We start from the raw sequence: 18,405 nt of genomic DNA, 5'->3' as shown, positions 1-18,405 counted from the left end.
TAGGCAAAGCCGAGATCGGCAGGGTCTTTCAGGTCGAAATAGATGCCGGGCGGCAGCGCGTTGCCGGCGGGGGCCAGCCGGAAGCAGGCATTTTCCAGCCGGCCGCGCGCATACATCGCAAACGGCGTGTCATCGAGACCGGAGGTTTCGATCGCGAAACGGTAATAAGCTTCGAAGCGGAATTTCAGCCGCGTGCCGTATGGCTGGTACAGATCGCTCAGGAAGGCACGCAACTGCCGGGGCTGCGTCGAGGCCTGCTCGCGGAACACGCCCCGGTACTTCGGCAGGCAACTGGCATTGCCGAGCGCAATCGCATGGTCGTCCGTGCCGGTGTGCGGGGAATCCTTGTGGCTGGCCGGGCCTTCGGCGAATACCGGATACAGGCTGATGCCGGCAGTCAGCGAGCAGCCCTGATCCGGAAACGCCAGCGACGGATCGTAATTGACGCCGACGATGACCGGCTTGCCGAGCAGTTCCGCATCGCTGATCGAAGAGGAAGGCTGCAGCGGCCGGCCCCAGCTGCCCTTGAGCCAGCCGTTGAGCGTCGCGGCATCGGCGAGGGCGCTGTCGGCCTGCAGTTGCGGGGTCAGCGCGGCGTGCAGTTCGAGGGTCTGGCCCTCGGGCGGCATCGGCAGCGTGATGGTCTTGCGCGTCTGCCACCAGGTCGCATACGCCCCGCGCCAGTGGCTCTGATCGCGGCCCTCGGGCAGCTCCGGGTGGAAATCCGGATCGCCGCGGGCACTGAGGGCGTGAATCACCTTGCCGCCCTTGGAAAGCCCCACTTCCGGCTGACGCACGCTGCCGAGCATGCGCCGGTCCTCGCGCAGGCTCGTGACTTCCATGCGGTGCAGCTCGGCCACCTGGGCGACGCCCTGCGGATAGCTGTCATTGCCGTCGGTGCGCGGGTTGCTGCTGTCCTGATCGCGGCGGCCCTGCTCCCACTCGCCGCTCAGGAACGCGAAGCTGCCGCCGGCGCGGGCCATCTCGATGAAGCTGCCGAAGATCGCCGGCGCGGAACCGGCCGCGGGGGTTTCCTCGAACCAGCCGGTGGCGGCCTGCCCGAGATCGACGGTTTCGATGTCGGCCGGGGAATAGGGCAGCGCGCTGGTGATCTTGCGCGTGCCGGCCTGCGTGAGCGGGATGCGGTAGCGGTGGACGACGAAGGCATTGGCAAACGCCACGCAGTCGTAGACGCCGGGCGTCGTGGCGCTCCAGTAATCCAGCGGTTCATCGAGCGGGATCGTGGCGCGGGCGCGGGCGGGGAAGGTATCGGCGTCGAGCTTCAGCGTGCCGTCGAACCGATCGCCCATGCTGAAGATGCGCCCGTGAATGCCGTAGCGCTGGCAGAGGCGGGCGCTGAAGAGATCGGCCTGCATGAACACGCCGCGGGCTTCGGACGACAGGAAGTACGGATTGAGCCCGCTGGCCTTGTCCAGATCGCGTTTCAGCACGAAACCGTCGAGTTGCAGGTGAAAGGCATCGGCTACGGACTGGCGCTGGCGCTCGCATTCCGCCTGCCAGCCGGCGGCGCTGTACGGCAGGCCGGCCTTGAGTTCGGGCAGCTTTCTTTCCTCGGCGAGGATCTGCAGATAACCGATGGCCGCCTCCACCAGTTGCTGACCCTTGAGCAGATCGAGCACCAGCGCGCGGGTATAGGTTTCGTACAGCTCATAACAGGCCGCCAGTCCCTTGCCGCTGCCCTTGATGGCAATCTGCCCGAGCACGTTCTGCAGCAGCCCGGGCTTGCCGGCGAACGGATTGACCAGCGCATCGACGATGACGGCGGTCTGAAGATGCAGGCGGCTGGTCTGCAGGATGTCCTTGAAGAACACCGTCAGTTCGTCCGCGCCGCTGCCGGCGCTGGCGATGCGTCCGCTGTAATTGCGGTACAGGCTGCGAATCTGCTGCAGCGCCGAAAAGGCCGATTGCCCGACCAGCGCCTCGGCAATCTCCAGATGCACGAGGTTCATTTCCTGCAGCAGCCGCGTGACGTTCTGGTTGATGCTGCTCACGGCCTGTTCGACGCGCCCGAGGCACTCGGCAATCAGATCGATCTGCTGCGTCAGGTGCTGGCGGTATTCCTTCTCGTCGACGCCGGCGGCGCCGCGGACCGCCATGCAGAACAGTTTGGGAATCGCGGTCAGCTGTTCGGGGCTGGCGCAGGGCGAGCCCTCGTAGACCTTCATGGCCAGGTAACTGATGGCTTTCTCGCCAACGAACTTGGCAGCGGCAACGGCCGCCGAAGTGACCGGATCGGACATGGGCGGATCCCTCTGGGCAGCCGTGGAAGGATGGGTCTGGACAGTCATGAGCGGGCGACTCGGTTCCGGATCGGAAAGGAACGTGACCAGCCGGATCGCCGGGGCGGCAGACCGCACCGGAATCCGCAAAGCCGTTCGCCCGGCTGCCCGTCGCAGACGCACACCTGCGCCTGTCCATGCACCGCGGGCGCTGGCGGTGCACCGGAATCCGGTGGGCATGAAAAAGGCTGGGGAGAAACCCGGGTGTCATCCGGAATCGGCAGGGCCGATGGCTGGGGACCGGCACGGGGGGATTGTCCGGTCGGCAGCGAACTGCGGTGTGCAGGAGGAAGGGGAGGAAGGCAGGGGATGACGGTCTGCCCTGACAAACCGGGCAATCACGGACCGCCCGGTTCATGCCGCAGCAAGCTAGTAGACGGGGACTGACTGTGCAATGCAGCGGGCGGGCGCGAGAGGGCAATCAGGTGGCATCGGTCAGTCCGTGCACCTTTTATCCATTCGCATCGCGTTGCAGCATCCGGCGGCTGTAATCGAGAAAGTCATCGAGATGCTGCGTGATGATGGCAATCGTCACCGGCATCTGCAGCGTCTGGTATTCATGCACGGCGATGTTGCGAAAGCCGACCATGCGCCTGAGCGATTCCGCCAGCCCCGCATCGATCCAGCCGGCACGGGCCAGCAGCGTGAACACGTCGCGGGCGCTTTGCGGAATGCCGAGTCGTTCGCGGCGGATCACATGCTGGCCCATGTCCAGCGCCGCCTCGCAGGCTCGCTGGATGTTCAGGATCGCAGCGTCCTGGCGCGTGTAGTCATGGGCGAAGCCGGCCGGGTTGGCGGCGTATTCCTCGCGGGCGCGCGCCACGCAGCGCTCGATGCTGGCGGCCTTGTTCAGAACCACGTCATCGGCCATGGATGCTGCCCCGTTCGACGATATCGGCCAGCAGCCCGGCGCGGGCCGTGTCGAGTTCGGTCTTGTCACTGAGGATGCCGGCCTCGTAGATCGCCACCGAGGCGTCGCGCGCCCAGCAGCAGCGGCCGGTGGTGAGGATGCGGTACTGCATCACCGTCGAGGCGGCGCGCAGGTCGAGCAGATCGACCGGGCAGCCGGCCAGGTCGGCCAGCTCGCCGGACAAGGTCCACAGTTCGAGCGGATCGGCGTAACCGGCGACCAGCACGGCCAGATCCAGATCGCTGTCCGGGCCGGCCGTGCCGTCGATGCGGCTGCCGAAGGCATAGAACGCCAGCAGCGCCGGCAGACGCTCGCGCACGCGGTGCAGCAGCGTGTCCGGGTCCATGCGCAGGAGGTCCATGCGGGGGCCGGCGCCGCTTCAGCCCCAGACCGTCGCCAGCGCCCGGCGCACGAACTCCGGCTGCGCCAGCGCCGCGCGGTGCATGTCGGCGTTGTAGTAGTCGCAGGCGACCGCGGCGCGGGCGTCGTCGCGGCGGGCGAGGGCGCCGGGCTGGCGGGCGGCGAAGGCGGCCGACCACCAGCCGGACTGGTAGACCGGCTGCGGGAAGTGCAGCTCGGTGGCCTCGGCGAAGCCGGCGGCGCGCAGGTTGCGGTGCATCGGCAGGATGCATTCGTCGAGCTGGAAGATCGGCGATTCCGACTGCTGCACGTACAGGCCGTCGGCGGCGAGCGCGCGCACGACCTCGCGCAGGAAGGGTTCCGAGAACAGGCCGGTCGAGGGGCCGAACGGATCGGTCGAATCGACGAGGATCAGGTCCCAGGCGCCGTCGGCCGAATCGGCGACGTACTTCACGCCGTCCTCGAACACCAGTTCGGCGCGCGGATCGTCGTTGGCCTCGGTCAGCCGCGGGAAGAACTGCACGGCGGCGCGCGTGACGGCCTCGTCGATGTCGCACTGCACGACGCGCTCGATGCCGGGGTGCTTCAGCACCTCGCGCAGCGTGCCGCAGTCGCCGCCGCCGATGATCAGCACGCGCTCCGGCGCCGGGTGCGCGTACAGCGCCGGGTGCGCGAGCATCTCGTGGTACAGGAAGTTCTCGCGCTCGGTCAGCATGATGATGCCGTCGATCGCGAGCATCCGGCCCCAGCCCTCGGTCTCGTACACCTCGACCTTCTGGAACGGGCTCTGCTCCTCGTGCAGCTTGCGGGTGACCTTCAGCGAGAACGCCGACGGGGCATCGGCGAAGACGTCCGAGAACCAGCTCGTGTCGAGCGTCATGCAGTCTTAACTCCTGCCCGGCGAGGCCGGCGCACTATCGGGGATCAGGATGAGGATCGGGATGAGGATCGGGGGCGCGCATTCTAGCCTCCGTGCATGACCATCCGCCGCGGGACCGGTCCACCCGTCGAAGAGGAATGCCGCCATGAACCTTCGCGTTCGCGCGCTCGCGCTGCCGTCGCTGGCGCTGCTGCTGTCCGCCTGCACCACCTACGTGCCGGTGCCGTACCGGCCGATGGCCGATGCCGGGGTTTCGCCCGGCGCCTGTGGCAACTTCGAGGCCGACAGCCGCTACGCGCCGCTGCGCGGCCGGGTCGCACTCGACAATCCGGCGCAGCAGACCGAGACGATGCTGCGCGATCCGGGCCGGCCGAGCCGCGCGGAGCGTGCCGCGCTCGGCGAGTGGCGACGCGCGAGCGATCAGTGCCGGCGCACGACGATCGCCGCGCAGCGCGATGCCGGTGTGCCCGAGGCGCAGCTCGCGCTCGACACCCGGCTCGCCGATGACCTCGACGCGCTGAGCGGCCAGCTCGCCGCCGGGCGCATCAGCTACGGCGAGTTCGCGCGCCAGCGCCAGTCGCTCGCCGATGGCTACAACAGCGCCAGTGCGCGCGTCGCCGGCAGCGGCGAAGGCTATGCGCCGCGCTACTACGCGGCCCCGCCGGTCTATTACAGCGCGCCGGCGCCGGTCTACGTGGCGCCGCCGGCGTATTACTACCCGCCGCCGTACTACTACCGGCCCTGGTATCCGGCGATCGGCGGCAGCGTCTGGTACGGCAGCGGCTGGCACGGCCGCCACGGCCACGGCGGCTGGGGCGTCGGGATCGGCTTCTGAGTGCCGGGTCCCGGTGCCGGAGGCTCCGCTCAGGCGCGGTAGATGCCGAGCGGCGCGAGTTCCTCGCACAGCAGGTCGAAGTCGGGGATGAAGGCATCCTGATCGCCGCCGATGCGCACGGCACGCAGCATGCCGGGCGGGCAGTCGACCTCGTCGCTGGCCTTCAGCATCTCGCGCTTGAGCAGCGACAGCTGCGGCACTTCGAGCGACACCAGCGCGAGGTGCTGCACGCGCTCGCTCGGCGTGGTCAGCACGACGATGCGCGAGCGCGGGCCGGGCGCGGCCGGCTGGCCGGTGACCAGCGGCTCGATCGCGAGCAGCGGCACGGTGCGCGCGCGCCAGAGCAGCGAGCCGAGCACCCAGCGCGGCACTTCGGCAACGCGCAGCGGGGTCGCGTACGGCAGTACCTCGACGACCATCGAGCCGGGCAGCAGCAGGCGTCCGCCGGCGAAGCCGATGAGCAGGCAGCGCAGTTCGCGATCGGGCATCACGCAGTCTCCGTGCAGGCGCCGCCGGCGCCCGGATCAGGGCTCACAGGGGGCCGGGTTCTTCGCTCATGCCGGTCACAGCCGAACGCCCGGTCTTTTCAGCCCCGGTCCCCTCGCGGGGACGGGGCCGGGGAGAGAGGGGGATCAACAACGCATTCACTCGTGAGCGGCATCACAGGCTGCGCAGCCGGCGCGCGCCCTCGCTGCCGAGCACGTCGCGGATCGAGCCGAGCAGTTCCTCTTCCTGATAGGGCTTGCCGAGGTAGGCGTTGACGCCGAGCCGCGCGGCGCGGTCGCGGTGCTTCTCGCCGGTGCGCGAGGTGACCATGATCACCGGCAGGTGGCGCAGCCGCGCCTGGTTGCGGATGTGGCCGACCAGCTCGAAGCCGTCCATGCGCGGCATCTCGATGTCGAGGATGACCAGATCCGGCACCAGCTGATCGAGCACCTCGACCGCATCGACGCCGTCCTTCGCCAGTTCGACGACGACGCCGTGGCGCTCCAGCACGCGGGCCGTGACCTTGCGCATCGTGATCGAGTCATCGACGACCAGGATCGACAGCGGCGCACGCTCGTCGGCCTGACGCGCCGCGCGCAGTGCCGCGGCTTCCTGCGCCCGGCGGGCGGCCGAGGCGAGACCGCGCACCAGCGCCGGCATGTCGAGGATGATGACGACGCGGCCGTCGGCGAGCACGGTCGCGCCCGAGACGCCGGGCACCGCCGACAGCTGCGGGCCGACCGGCTTGACGATGATTTCCTGGCGGCCCAGCACCGCATCGACCTGGATCGCCGCGCGCATGTCCGCCGAGCGGAACAGCAGCACCGGCGGGCGCGCCTCGCTGCTGCCGGCCGCCGGCAGGGCGCCGCCGAACACGGCCGCGAGGCTGTGCACCGCGAAGCCGGAACCGGCGTAGTCGTGCTCGGCGGTGTGCCCGGCGAGGTAGTCGCGGAACTCGCGCGGACTGAGGCGGCTCACCGCCTCGACCGACAGCAGCGGCACCGCGTAGATGTCCTCGCCGGCGCGCACCAGCAGCGCCTGCGTCAGCGACAGCGAGAACGGCAGGCGCAGCTGGAAGGTGACGCCCTTGCCCGGCTGCGACTGGATCGACAGCGCGCCGCGCATCGACGACACCGCGCTCGCGACCACGTCGAGGCCGACGCCGCGGCCCGAGAGCTGGGTCAGCGCCTGCGCGGTCGAGAAGCCCGGCAGCAGCAGCAGGTCGGCGAGCTGCGCATCGGACACCTGCGCATTGGCGGCGAGCAGGCCGCGCTTCTCGGCCGAGGCGCGGATGGCCGCGTAGTTGAGGCCGGCGCCGTCGTCGGCCACCGACAGCAGGATCTCGGCGCCCTCGCGGCGCAGCGCCAGCCGGATGGCACCGGTCGCGTCCTTGCCGGCCGCGTGCCGGCGCTCGGGCGACTCGATGCCGTGCGACACGGCGTTGCGCAGCAGGTGTTCGAGCGGCGCGACCAGACCTTCGAGCAGGTTGCGCTCGATTTCGGCATCGCCGCCGTCGATGTGCAGCTCGGCGGACTTGCCGGCATCGTCGGCCGCCTGGCGCACGACGCGCTTGAGGCGCGCCGCGACCGTCTCGAAGCGCACGACGCGGGTCTGCATCAGACCCTGCTGCAGCTCCTTGTTGACCTTGCCCTGCTGTTCGAGCAGGCCGCCGATCTCGCCGGTCTGGTCGACCAGCGACGACTGGATGTTGGCGAGGTCCTCGGCCGCCTCCAGCAGCTGGCGCGACAGCTGCTGCAGTTCCGAGAAGCGGTCGAGTTCGAGCGGATCGAAGTCGGCGTTCGGATCGACGCCGCCGCGCTCGTAGCGGAACAGGATCTGCGCCTCGGTCTCGATCTCCAGCCGGCGCAGCTGCGCGCGCAGGCGGTTGGCGATCTGGTCGAGCTCGCCGAGGTTGAAGCGCACGGCCGAGACGCCCTGCTCGATGCGCGCACGGTAGATGCTGCTCTCGCCCATCTGGTTGACGAGGTTGTCGAGCAGCGTGCTGGAGACGCGCACCGATTCGGCAGTGCCGGCCGGGGACGCCGGTTTGGCAGTCGTGGTGGTTGCGGCCGTCGCCGCGGCGGGCGCCGGTGCCGGCACCGGGGCGCCGTGTTCGAGCAGGTCGGCCAGATCGTGGATCAGCTCGGCCGCCGGGGCCGGGGCGCGATTGGCCTCGACCTCGGTCAGCATCGTGCTGAAGTGATCGAGCGCGCGCTGCATGCCGTCGGCGAGTGCATCGGTCGGTTCGGACTTGCCGCCGGCGCAGGCATCGAGCAGCGATTCGGTCGCATGCGCGAGGTCGCCGATCTGCGGGAAGCCGGCCATGCGCGAGCTGCCCTTGAGCGTGTGCATCTCGCGGCGCAGGTCGTTCAGCAGCTCGGCGCTGTGACGATCCTGCCGCCAGCGCGACAGCGTCACGTCGGCGGCATCGAGGATGTCGGCCGCCTCGGCGAGGAATACCGCGGCCAGCTCCGGATCGATGGCCGGCAGCACCGGCTGCGGCTCGGCCGGCAGCGGTGCGGCGAACGACGGCAGTGCCGCCGCCCGGCGCGCCAGCGCGTTCAGCAGCTCGCCGAGCGCACCGGGGTCGATGGTCTCGCCGAGCGCGTAGGCCTGCAGCGCCGAGGCGCAGTCCTCGCAGAGCAGGATGTCGGCGGCATCGAGGCCGCGACCGTGGCGGCAGAGCGCCTGCAGATAGTCCTCGAGCGCGCGGGCGACGCGCACGGCCTCGGCCGAGGCGAGCGGCGCCACGATGACGGCCAGACGTTCGATCAGCGCATCGCGGGCGGTCGTGCTGCCGGCACGGCAGTCGTCGAGCACCAGCAGCAGCGCCTCGACCCAGTCCGGCAGCGGCGGCGGCAGCGGTGCGGGTGCGACGGTTTCGGTGACGGCCGGTTCAGGTGCAGGTGCGGGCGCGGGCGTGAGGGTTTCGGCTGCGGCCGGGGTCTCGGCTTCGAGGTCGACATCGGCCTCGGACGGCGCGCGGCCTTCGAGCAGCGCGTGCGTGCGCAGTTCGAGCACGGTCAAACGGCCGTAGGCGGCGGCATCGCGGCTGGCGAGCCAGTGTTCGAGGGCGTCGGTGCCCTCGGCGGTCAGCGCCTGCACCTCGGCGTTGAACGGCCGGCGGCCGGCCAGGATCTGGTTGAACAGGTTTTCGAGTCCCCATGCGAACTCGCCGACCACGCGCTCGCCGACCATGCGGCCGCTGCCCTTGAGCGTGTGGAAGGAACGGCGGATCGAGCGCAGGCCTTCGAGCTCGCCGGGCGCGGCGCCTTCGGTCTGCGCCAGATGCGCGCGGATCGACTCGAACTCGCCGGCGGCTTCCTCCAGGAACACATCGAGCAGATCCGGATCGATGTCGAGCGCCGCCGCCGGCAGCGGCAGCGCCGATTCGGGGGGCGGGGTCGGGACGGCGGGCGTTGCAGCGCCGGCCGGTTCGGGGGCAGGGACGGGCTCCGGGATCGTGAAGCTGACGAGCGGCAGCGCGGCATCGGCCGGTTCATCCGCTGCGGCTTCGTCCGCGACCGGCGCCGGCGGCGCGGCTGCCGGCAGCTCGATCGCGAGTTCCGGCAGATCATCCGGCCAGGACAGCGCGCGTTCGCCGGCGGCGTGCCGGGCCGGGGCCGGCGGTGTCTGCGGCCACAGATCGGCCGGCAGCTGCGGCGGCGCGAAGGTGTCGCTGTCGTCGGCGGGCGCATGCACGCTGCTGCCGTCCGGCTTCAGGCCGAAGGCCGCGAGATCGCCGAGATCGTCGAAGTCCGTGAATTCGACGCTGGGCAGGGCGGTTTCGCCCGCCGGTGCGTCGGTCGCCGCCAGGCCGGCGGGGGTGGCGGCGGGGCGCGCCGGTTCGACGGGCTCGATGAGTTCGATGGCATCCGGCGCCGGCCGGCCGGTGGCCGGGCCGGGCATTTCCAGCTGCAGGCTGTCGAGATCGAGCGGCGGCAGCGCGTCGTCGCCGAGGAAGACCACCGTCGGGCGGGCGGTTTCGCCGGTCCGATCAGGCTGATCGGCTTTGCCGGTGTCGCCGGCGGCGCTCGCCGGCGGCAGTTCGAGGGCGGGCAGCGTCAGTTCGAAGTCGGGCGTCGTCGTGTCCGCCGGCGCCTCGTTCCCGGCGGCCTGCCAGCGTTCGGGCAGATCCCAGTCCGGCACCGGACCGCCGCAGGCGCCGATCAGATCGACGCGGGCGCGCTCCAGCACGTCCTCGTCGGTCGGGCGGCCCTGCGCCAGCCGGTCGACGAAATACTCGGCGACGACGATGGCCTCGGCGACGGCCGCCGCGAATGCGGGTGCGTCGAGCCGGTGCGGATCGGCCTCGACGCGGCCGATCGCGTAGCGGATCTGCTTGACCAGCTGCACGGCCGGCTCGGCCTCCAGCATGCGCAGCACGCTGGCGACGTGGTCGATCAGCCGGGCGATGGCCGGCCAGAGTTCGTCGCTGCCCTCGCCACGCAGGCGGGCGTCGATCTGCGTGCGCGCATCCTGCAGCAGTTCACCGGCCGCATTGGCGGTGGCGGCACGGGCGCGGCGCACTTCGAGCGCGGCGATCGCCGCCAGCGGATCGTCGCCGACCGCCGGAGGCGGGGCGTAGGCGAACTCGGTGATGCCCTCGACGCTGTTCTCGACCAGCACGACATCGTGGGCGAGGCCGAACAGGTCGTCGTCATCGAGCGAGGCGTTGCGCGCGGCAAGCTCGTCGAGCCGTTCGAGCCAGCGGCGCAGCAGCGCGGCCGGGGCCGGCATGTCGATCAGCCACAGCAGGTTGGCGACGCTGCGCAGGCCGGAGAGTTCTTCCTGCAGGCTCGGGGCATCGGCGACGCCGGTGCGCGTGCGGGTTTCGAGCGCGCCCTTGGCGAGTGCGAGCTGTTCGGCGAGCTGCAGGCCGATCGTGCTCAGCGTGTCCGGATCGGCGAGCACGTCGGCGCGCGCGCCGGGTTCGGTGCCGCTCGCGCCGGGGGTGTAGTCGATGCGGTTGCGCAGCCAGGCCTTGCCGACCGGCGAGGCGCTGACCTCCAGTTCGAGCCGCCCGAGCAGCTCGGCCAGCACCAGCGGCGGCAGGGCGCCGGGGCCGTGCTGCGCGAGCAGACGCAGGCGCTGGTCGAGTTCGCGCAGCAGCAGGTTCTGCGTGCGGCTCGGGGCGCGGCCGTCGCTGCGCAGTGACTCGGCGAGGCCTTGCGCATGCCACCACAGGTCGTAGTCGGCGCCGGCCGGGCACAGGGCCTTGATGTCCATCAGCACGGTGGCGAGCTGATCGAGGTGGTGATCGAGCTTGTCGCCGCGCAGCAGGCCGAGCAGCGTGCGCTGGAAGCGCGAGCGCAGCGTGTTCAGGTCGAGCGCGAAGGCCGCGAGATCGATCACCGGCGCCGGCGGCGCGGCTTCGGCACGGTGGCGGCTGCGGTGGCGCCAGGCGAGGTAGCGCGCCAGGCGCAGCACCGATTCGAGCAGCCGGGCGCGCAGGCCCTCGGCATCCTCGGTCTGGCCGTGCATCAGGCGCTCGGCCCAGCCGAGCAGCTCGCCGGCCTGCTGGGCGGCCTCGTGCTGTTCGAGCAGCACGCAGGCCCCGCGCACGTCGCGCAGGCCGCGGACGATGTCGTCGAGCGGCCCGGGGGCGTCGGGGTCCTCGCAATGGATTTCGAGCGCGGTCTTGACGCGTTCGAGGGTCGCTTCCAACTCGGCGGTGACGGAGTCGGGCGGCGTGTCGGCGTAGCGGGCAGTCATGCCTGTCTCCGTCCGGCGTCGTCAGGCGGCGCGGCTCAGGCCGCGTCCTGCTCGGGCAGGCGGAAGCCCGCCACGGACTGACGCAGCTCCTGGGCGAGCGAGGTCAGGTCGCCGATGGCGCGCGCGGTGTCGGCGCTGCCTTCGGCGGTCTCGGCAGTGATGGCGTTGATCGAGCCCATCATGCCGGCGACGCGCGCGGCCATCGTCGAGACCTCGGTCGCGGCCGAGGAGATGTCGCCGATCAGCTCGGCGAGGCGCGAGGACACCGACTCGATCTCGTTCAGCGACACGCCGGCGGTCTCGGCGAGACCGGCGCCGTTGACCACTTCGGTCGTGCTCTTCTCCATCGAGATGATGGCTTCGTTGGTGTCGGCCTGAATGGTCTTGACCAGCGATTCGATGCGCTTCGTGGCGTTGCCGGAGCGTTCGGCGAGGCGCTGGACCTCGTCGGCGACCACCGCGAAGCCGCGCCCGGCCTCACCGGCGGCGCTGGCCTGGATCGCGGCGTTCAGCGCGAGGATGTTGGTCTGGTCGGCGATGTCGTTGATCAGCTCGACGATGTCGCCGATCTCCTGCGAGGACTCGCCGAGGCGCTTGATGCGCTTGGAGGTCTCCTGGATGTGCTCGCGGATCGCGTCCATGCCCTGGATCGTGCGGCGCACGCGCTCGCCGCCCTCGCGCGCCAGCGCCGCGGCCTGCTGCGCGACCTCGGAGGAGCTGGCCGTCTTCGAGGACACCTCGTCCATCGAGCGCGCCATCTGCGCGATGGTGTTGCCGGAGGTCTCGATCTGGCTCGCCTGTTCCTGCGAGGCCGAGGCCAGGCGCTCGGCGATCGAGCGGGTTTCCTCGGCAGCGGCGGCGACGCGGCCGGAGGTGTCGTTGATGGTCGTGACGAGATCGCGCAGCGCCTCGATCGCGTAGTTGATCGAGTCGGCGATCGCGCCGGTGATGTCCTCGGTGACGCTCGCCTGCACGGTCAGGTCGCCCTCGGCGAGGTCGCCCATCTCGTCGAGCAGCCGCAGGATGGCCTCCTGGTTGCGGCGGTTCTGGTCTTCGGTCTGCTGCTTGCGCTGCTCGGATTCCTCCAGGCGCACGCGCGCCTCGACGACCTGCTTGCGCAGCAGCAGCATCAGCAGCATCAGCGACAGCGCCGCGAAGAAGTACACGAAGCCGAAGCCGACCGGGATGCCGGCGATGTGCACGCTGTCGGCGCGGCTCGTGAGCGCCTCGCCGAGCGCGGCGGCGGCCTGCGCGAGCGGTGCGCTGCCGTTGACCAGCCGCTGCGTGGCGTCCTGCGCCTGGAACAGCTCGGGCGCGTAGGCGAGCATCTGGCCGATCGATTTTTCGAGCTGCGCGGCACCGGCGGTGATGTCGTTGAGCTTCGGCAGCAGCGCCGGGGCGTTCATCGGCGTCAGGCCCTGGCGCGGATCGCCTTCGCGCAGCGCCTTCGCCAGCCGGCCGAACTGGCTGACATCGCGCAGCAGCCGGTCGGCGGCGAGCGCCGAGTTGGCATCGCCGCGCACCAGCAGCCCGAGGTCGTACTGCATGCGCTGCGCGAGCGTCGACAGCCGGGCCGCGGCGCGCACCTGCGCGCCCGGCGCGCCGCCATCGGCGAGGCCGCCGGAGAGGTCATCGGCGTAGTCGTGCAGGGCCGGCAGGGTTTCCTCGAATACCGGCAGCAGCGCGCGCACGGCCTTGACCGGCTCGCGCGATTCGAGCACGGCGCTGACGGCGCCGCGCGTCTCCTGCCAGCGCTTCTCGAGCTGCGCGAGCGCGTCACCGGCTTCGGTCGGCACCGGCGCCGTGGTGGCGTCGCCGTTGCGCAGCGCCGCGATCGAGCTGTCGAAGCGCGTGCGTGCCTGGCCGAGGCGGTCGAAGGCGTCGTCCTGACCCTGCACCGCCTCGACCGCCAGCGCCGTCAGCGTGCGGGCCAGCAGGCGCTGTTCGTTGACCAGGGCCAGGTCGGCGGTGATGCCGGTCTCGTGCCGCTGCACCAGAAAGAATGTGCCCGCCATCAGCAGCACCGACACGACCAGTGCCACGCCGTACAGCGCGAAGCGGGGTGCGCCGCCGGGGCGCGCGGTGGTGTTGCGGGGTTCGCTCATTGTGCTTGTGCTCCCTGGTGTAAGCGCCCGGCGTGTGGCGCCGGGCGCGGCGCTGCCGGCTTCCGGGCTGCCGCTGGGGGGTTAAAGGGCCGCCGCCATGAATCGCGGATCCGCGAGCAGGCGACCGATGTCGAATTCACTCCAGACCTGGTTGTCGATCGCGTAGGCCGCCCGGGCATAGGGCTTGAGCGTCGGGGCGGTCCCGGCCGGCAGTTCCGGCAGGCGGTTGGCCGGACCGATCGGGCGCATGCCGATGATCTCGTCGACCACGAGGCCGTAGGACCAGTCGCCGCCGCTGGCGATGACGATGCGCGTGCGCGGACCGATGCTGGTGTGCCGTCCTTCGAGGAAGTCGCCGAGGTCGATGACCGGCACGATGCGTCCGCGCAGGCTGACGATGCCGAGCAGCCAGGGCTGCACGCCCGGCACGCGCGTCAGGCGCGGCACCGGCACGATCTCCCCGGTTTCGGCCAGCGCGAACAGCAGCGCGTGGGCGCCGACGCGCAGGCCGAGCGCACCGCTGCTGGTCGGGGACGCGGCCTGGGCCGCGCCGCCCTGTCCGCTGCGGCCCGCCAGTTCGAGGAGCTGATCGAACGGATGCTGGGCGGCGGCCATGGCCATGTCGGCTCAGGTCCGCTTGCCGAGCAGGGTGTCGATCTTGGCGATCAGCTCCGCCTCGACCGGCGGCTTGACCACGTATTCCTGCGCCCCCTGGCGCAGGCCCCAGATGCGGTCGGTCTCCTGATCCTTGGTCGTCACCATGATGATCGGGATGTGGGCGGTCGAGGGGGTCTTGGCGAGCTTGCGGGTGGCCTGGAAGCCGTTCATGCCCGGCATCACGACGTCCATCAGGATCAGGTCGGGATGATCGGCCTGGGCCCGGGCGATGCCTTCCTCGGCGTTGCCGGCACTGGCGACCTGGTGGCCGCGCGACTCGAGAATCCGCGTCAGCGCGAAGATCTCGGTCGGAGAGTCGTCGATGATCAGGATGCGGGCCATCGTGTGATTTCCGTGTGCGTACCCGTGAGGGGCGGGCCGGCCGTCGTTCGACGTCTTCCCTGAGTTCACTTCGACACGTGGACGTGCTGCTGGATGGCCTCCAGCAGGTCTTCGCGTGTGAACGGCTTGGTGATGAACTGTTCGGAACCGGCGAGCTTGCCGCGCGCCTTGTCGAAGATGCCGTCCTTGCTCGACAGCATGATGACCGGCGTGGCGCGGAAGCGGCCGTTGCTCTTGATCACGGAGCAGGTCTGATAGCCGTCGAGACGCGGCATCATGATGTCCAGGAACACGATGTCCGGTTCGGACTCGACCATGCGCGACAGTGCCTCGAAACCGTCGTCGGCGGTGATGACCGTGAAGCCCTCGCGTTCGAGCAGGGTCTCGGCCGTGCGCCGGATGGTCCGGCTGTCATCGACCACCATCACCTTGATCGCGGAGTTCGCGCCGCCTGCTTCCACTGAAGAATCTCCCCCGTTGCGCGACGCGCGCATCGGGTGCGCGTCTGACCGGCCGGGCCGGTCTCCCCTCGGACCGGACCAGCGTCACTCCGGTTATCATGGTCGGCCTTGCCGCACGCTGCCAGCTTCGAGCCTGTCTCCACCACGGTCGCAGACCATAACCGAATTTTCTCAGGACTGGAAAGCCCGCGCCCCCGGCGCGCGGCGGCCGGTCCGCAGCCCCCCGGGAGACCCGATGAACAAGCGCCTCGGCGTGGTCATGGACCCCATCGCCACGATCACCATCAAGAAGGACACGACCTTCGCGATCCTGCTCGCCGCGCAGGCTCGCGGCTGGTCGATCCGGTACTTCGAGCAGTCCGACCTCTACCTGCGCGACGGCCGTGCCTGCGGCCGCGCGCGCGCGCTGACGGTGCGCGACGACAGGCAGGACTGGTACACGCTCGGCGAACCGCAGGATGAGCCGCTCGCCGGCCTCGACGTGCTGCTGATGCGCAAGGACCCGCCGTTCGACCTCGAATACATCTATACGACCTACCTGCTCGAACGCGCCGAGGCCGAGGGCGTGCGCGTCGTCAACCGGCCGCAGTCGCTGCGCGATGCCAACGAGAAACTGTTCACGGCCTGGTTCCCGCAGTGCTGCCCGCCGACGCTGGCGACGCGCGACATGGCGCGCCTGCGCGGCTTCGTCGCCGAGCACGGCGATGCGATCCTCAAGCCGCTCGACGGCATGGGCGGGGCCGGCATCTTCCGCGTGCGCGCCGGGGACGCCAACCTCAACGTCATCGTCGAGACGCTGACCGAACGCGGCCGGCGCACCGCACTGGCGCAGCGCTTCATCCCCGAGATCAGCGCCGGCGACAAGCGCATCCTGATGATCGACGGCGAGCCGGTGCCGTATGCGCTGGCGCGCATCCCGGCCGAAGGCGAGACGCGCGGCAACCTCGCCGCCGGCGGGCGTGGCGTCGGCCAGCCGCTCAGCGAGCGCGACCGCTGGATCTGCGCGCAGGTCGGCCCCGAGCTGCGCCGCCGCGGTCTGGTGTTCGTCGGCCTCGACGTGATCGGCGACTGGCTCACCGAGATCAACGTCACCAGCCCGACCTGCGCGCGCGAGCTGGACGCGCAGTTCGGCCTCGACATCGGTGCCGACCTGATGCGCGCGCTGGAGGCGACGGCGGCATGAGGCTGTTCACCTTCGCCGGCCGCCGGCGGGTGGCCGCGCTGCTCGGCTGCGTGTTCGCGCTGCTGCTCGCCGCCTGCGAAAAACCCGACCCGCTGCAGGCGACGCGCCTGCTGGTGTTCGGCACCGTCGTCGATGTCGCCACCTGGGGCGTGACGCCGAAGCCGGCGCAGGCGGCCTTCGACGAATTGCGCACGGCCTTCGAGTCCTGGCACCGCGAGTGGCACGCCTGGGAGGACTCGCCGCTGTCGCGCGCCAACCGGGCCTTCGCGGCCGGGGCCGGAGCTGCGCTGACTCCCGACCTGCTGCGGCTCGTGAGCGATGCGCGTGCCTGGTCGCAGGCGAGCAACGGCCTGTTCGATCCGGCGATCGGCCGGCTCGTGGCGCTGTGGGGTTTCAATCAGGGCGAGCGGCCCGACGCGCCGCCACCGCCGCCGCAGGCGATCGCCGAACTCGTCAACGCGCATCCGTCGATGGACGACCTGACGGTCGACGGCGAGCAGCTGCGCAGCCGCAATCCGCAGCTCTGGCTCGACTTCGGCGGCATCGCCAAGGGCTACGCGGTCGATCGCGCGATCGAGCGGCTGCGCGCGCGCGGCGTGCAGAACGCCATCGTCAACGCCGGCGGCAACCTGCGTGCGATCGGCAGCAAGGACGGCCAGCCCTGGCGCATCGGCGTGCGCGATCCGCGCGGCCCGGGCGTGCTCGCCTCGCTGACCATCACCGGCGACGAATCGGTGTCGACCTCCGGCGACTACGAGCGGCACTTCGAATGGCAGGGCGTGCGCTATCACCACGTGCTCGATCCGCGCAGCGGCTATCCGGCCATCGGCGCGGTGGCGGTGACCGTCGTCGCCGAGAGCGCCGAGAAGGCCGATGTCGCCTCGACGGTGCTGATGATCGCCGGCCCGACCGAATGGCGGGCGCTGGCGCGCGCGCTCGGCGTCACGCAGGTGCTGCGCATCGACGAGTCCGGCCAGGTCGAGCTGACGCCGGCGCTGGCGGCGCGGCTGCACTGGGAGGTGTCGCCACCGCCGACGCTCACGGTCGTGCCCGAGCCATGAGCCCTCCGGCCCCCGCCCTGCACCCGGCGCTTCGCGGCCGGCTGACCGCCGGCGACGCCGTGGTGCTCGCGCTGTCGCTCGCCGGGCTGGTCGCGCTCGCCGTGCAGCTCTGGGGCGCCGATGCGCGCCCGGACACGGCGCTGGTGCGCATCGACGGGCGCGAGGTGCTGCGCCTGTCGCTCGCCGAGGCCGGCCAGTACGCGGTCGAGGGGCCGGCCGGCACGACGCGGGTCGAGGTGCGCGACGGGCGCATCCGCTGCGTGTCCTCGCCGGGGCCGCAGCATCTCTGCGAGCGCGCCGGCTGGCTCTCGCACGCCGGCGAGGTCGCCGTCGGCCTGCCGAATCGCGTCAGCATCGAGGTGCTCGGCCGCAACCGGCGCTTCGACAGCATCAGCTACTAGGCGCGGACGGTCGCCGCTTCACGATGCCTGCCGCCCGTCCGCCGCTGGAGCCGCTCACGCTCGCCGTCGATGCCGCAGACCGGCGCATCGCCTGGTACGCGGCGCTGGCGCTGGCGCTGCACGTGCTCGAAGCGGCGCTGCCGAGCCCGTTGCCCGGTCTCAAGCCGGGGCTTGCCAACGTGCTGGTGCTGATCGTGCTGGTGCGCCACGGCCTCGCCGCCGCCGCCTGGGTCGCCGGCCTGCGCGTGCTGGTCGGCAGCCTGCTGGTCGGCACCTTCCTGTCGCCGGCCTTCCTGCTGTCGGCGGGCGGCGCGCTGGCGGCGCTGCTCGTGCTCGCGCTCGCGCACGCCAGCCGCTGCTTCGGGCCGGTCGGCCTGTCGCTGCTCGCGGCCGAGGCGCACATGGCGATGCAGTTCGCGCTCGCACGCCTGCTGCTGGTGCCGCACGCGGCGCTCTGGCAGCTGCTGCCGCTGCTGATGACGGCGGCGGTCGCGACCGGGCTGGCCGGCGGTATCATCGCCCGCGCGCTGCTGCGCACCGATGCCGCCGCCGGAAGCCGCCCATGAACGCCATCCTTTATGCGCACCTGCTGCAGGAGCGCCCGTCGCGCCGCCTGCCGCTGGCGCTGCTGTTCGCGCTCGGCGTGCACGTGGCGCTGCTCGCCGGCATCGGCCTCGGCCGGCCGGCCGAGGCCGATGCCGGCGAGCAG

At 71.2% G+C, this 18,405-nt stretch carries 15 protein-coding genes; 5 read left to right on the top strand and 10 right to left on the bottom strand.

What is annotated here, in order from left to right; all coding sequences use genetic code 11:
• The 4 genes from PKE44_RS04765 to speE form a co-directional block, all read right to left on the bottom strand.
• The coding region (locus PKE44_RS04765; protein ID WP_324548557.1) for a hypothetical protein at positions 1–2,261 on the bottom strand (2,261 nt) is incomplete at its 3' end.
• A gap of 490 nt (positions 2,262–2,751) precedes the next feature.
• Positions 2,752–3,171 (bottom strand): DUF86 domain-containing protein, encoded by a 420-nt coding sequence (locus PKE44_RS04760; RefSeq protein WP_324548555.1) that lies wholly within the window; start codon positions 3,169–3,171, stop codon positions 2,752–2,754.
• Positions 3,161–3,556 carry a nucleotidyltransferase domain-containing protein gene (locus PKE44_RS04755; RefSeq protein WP_324548559.1) on the bottom strand — a complete coding sequence of 132 codons (396 nt, stop codon included), beginning with the start codon at positions 3,554–3,556 and terminating at the stop codon, positions 3,161–3,163. The genes PKE44_RS04760 and PKE44_RS04755 overlap by 11 nt, the downstream gene beginning before the upstream one ends.
• Before the next feature lie 33 nt (positions 3,557–3,589).
• On the bottom strand, positions 3,590–4,450 hold the full coding sequence (speE, locus tag PKE44_RS04750) for a polyamine aminopropyltransferase (RefSeq protein ID WP_324548554.1): 861 nt from the start codon (positions 4,448–4,450) through the stop codon (positions 3,590–3,592).
• A gap of 145 nt (positions 4,451–4,595) precedes the next feature.
• On the opposite strand from speE, the gene PKE44_RS04745 reads away from it, so the two are divergent.
• Positions 4,596–5,285, top strand: a complete 690-nt coding sequence (locus PKE44_RS04745; protein ID WP_324548553.1) for a hypothetical protein — start codon at positions 4,596–4,598, stop codon at positions 5,283–5,285.
• Between the two features lie 29 nt (positions 5,286–5,314).
• Here the strand turns inward: PKE44_RS04745 and PKE44_RS04740 are convergent, their stop codons facing one another.
• From PKE44_RS04740 to PKE44_RS04715, 6 genes are all read right to left on the bottom strand, one after another.
• Positions 5,315–5,773, bottom strand: coding sequence for a chemotaxis protein CheW (locus tag PKE44_RS04740; RefSeq protein WP_324548552.1), 459 nt, complete (start codon positions 5,771–5,773; stop codon positions 5,315–5,317).
• 172 nt (positions 5,774–5,945) lie between these two features.
• Entirely contained in the window at positions 5,946–11,486 is a 5,541-nt protein-coding gene (locus tag PKE44_RS04735) for a response regulator (RefSeq protein WP_324548551.1), read from the bottom strand.
• A 35-nt stretch (positions 11,487–11,521) separates the two neighbouring features.
• Positions 11,522–13,591: a methyl-accepting chemotaxis protein gene (locus tag PKE44_RS04730; protein WP_324548550.1), complete on the bottom strand. Its 2,070-nt coding sequence runs from the start codon at positions 13,589–13,591 to the stop codon at positions 11,522–11,524.
• Positions 13,592–13,672: 81 nt separating this feature from the next.
• Positions 13,673–14,206, bottom strand: a complete 534-nt coding sequence (locus PKE44_RS04725; protein ID WP_324548549.1) for a chemotaxis protein CheW — start codon at positions 14,204–14,206, stop codon at positions 13,673–13,675.
• Positions 14,207–14,218: 12 nt separating this feature from the next.
• Positions 14,219–14,590: a response regulator gene (locus PKE44_RS04720; protein WP_324548548.1), complete on the bottom strand. Its 372-nt coding sequence runs from the start codon at positions 14,588–14,590 to the stop codon at positions 14,219–14,221.
• A 65-nt stretch (positions 14,591–14,655) separates the two neighbouring features.
• Positions 14,656–15,084 (bottom strand): response regulator, encoded by a 429-nt coding sequence (locus PKE44_RS04715; protein WP_324548547.1) that lies wholly within the window; start codon positions 15,082–15,084, stop codon positions 14,656–14,658.
• A gap of 202 nt (positions 15,085–15,286) precedes the next feature.
• On the opposite strand from PKE44_RS04715, the gene gshB reads away from it, so the two are divergent.
• From gshB to PKE44_RS04695, 4 genes are read left to right on the top strand one after another with little or no spacing between them, the layout of a single operon-like run.
• Positions 15,287–16,234 carry a glutathione synthase gene (gene gshB / locus PKE44_RS04710; protein ID WP_324548546.1) on the top strand — a complete coding sequence of 316 codons (948 nt, stop codon included), beginning with the start codon at positions 15,287–15,289 and terminating at the stop codon, positions 16,232–16,234.
• On the top strand, positions 16,231–17,295 hold the full coding sequence (locus PKE44_RS04705; protein WP_324548545.1) for an FAD:protein FMN transferase: 1,065 nt from the start codon (positions 16,231–16,233) through the stop codon (positions 17,293–17,295). Before gshB ends, PKE44_RS04705 begins: the two co-directional genes overlap by 4 nt.
• A complete protein-coding gene (locus PKE44_RS04700; RefSeq protein WP_324548544.1) occupies positions 17,292–17,696 on the top strand; it encodes a NusG domain II-containing protein in 405 nt (134 codons plus the stop codon). Before PKE44_RS04705 ends, PKE44_RS04700 begins: the two co-directional genes overlap by 4 nt.
• Positions 17,697–17,719: 23 nt before the next feature.
• A complete protein-coding gene (locus tag PKE44_RS04695) occupies positions 17,720–18,262 on the top strand; it encodes a Gx transporter family protein (RefSeq protein WP_324548543.1) in 543 nt (180 codons plus the stop codon).
• The last annotated feature ends 143 nt before the right edge of the window (positions 18,263–18,405 follow it).

The organism is Plasticicumulans sp., from assembly GCF_035331805.1.
GTDB lineage: Bacteria > Pseudomonadota > Gammaproteobacteria > Competibacterales > Competibacteraceae > Plasticicumulans.
The sequence above is the reverse complement of the archived record's forward strand: the minus strand, read 5'-3'. Positions and strand labels throughout refer to the sequence as shown.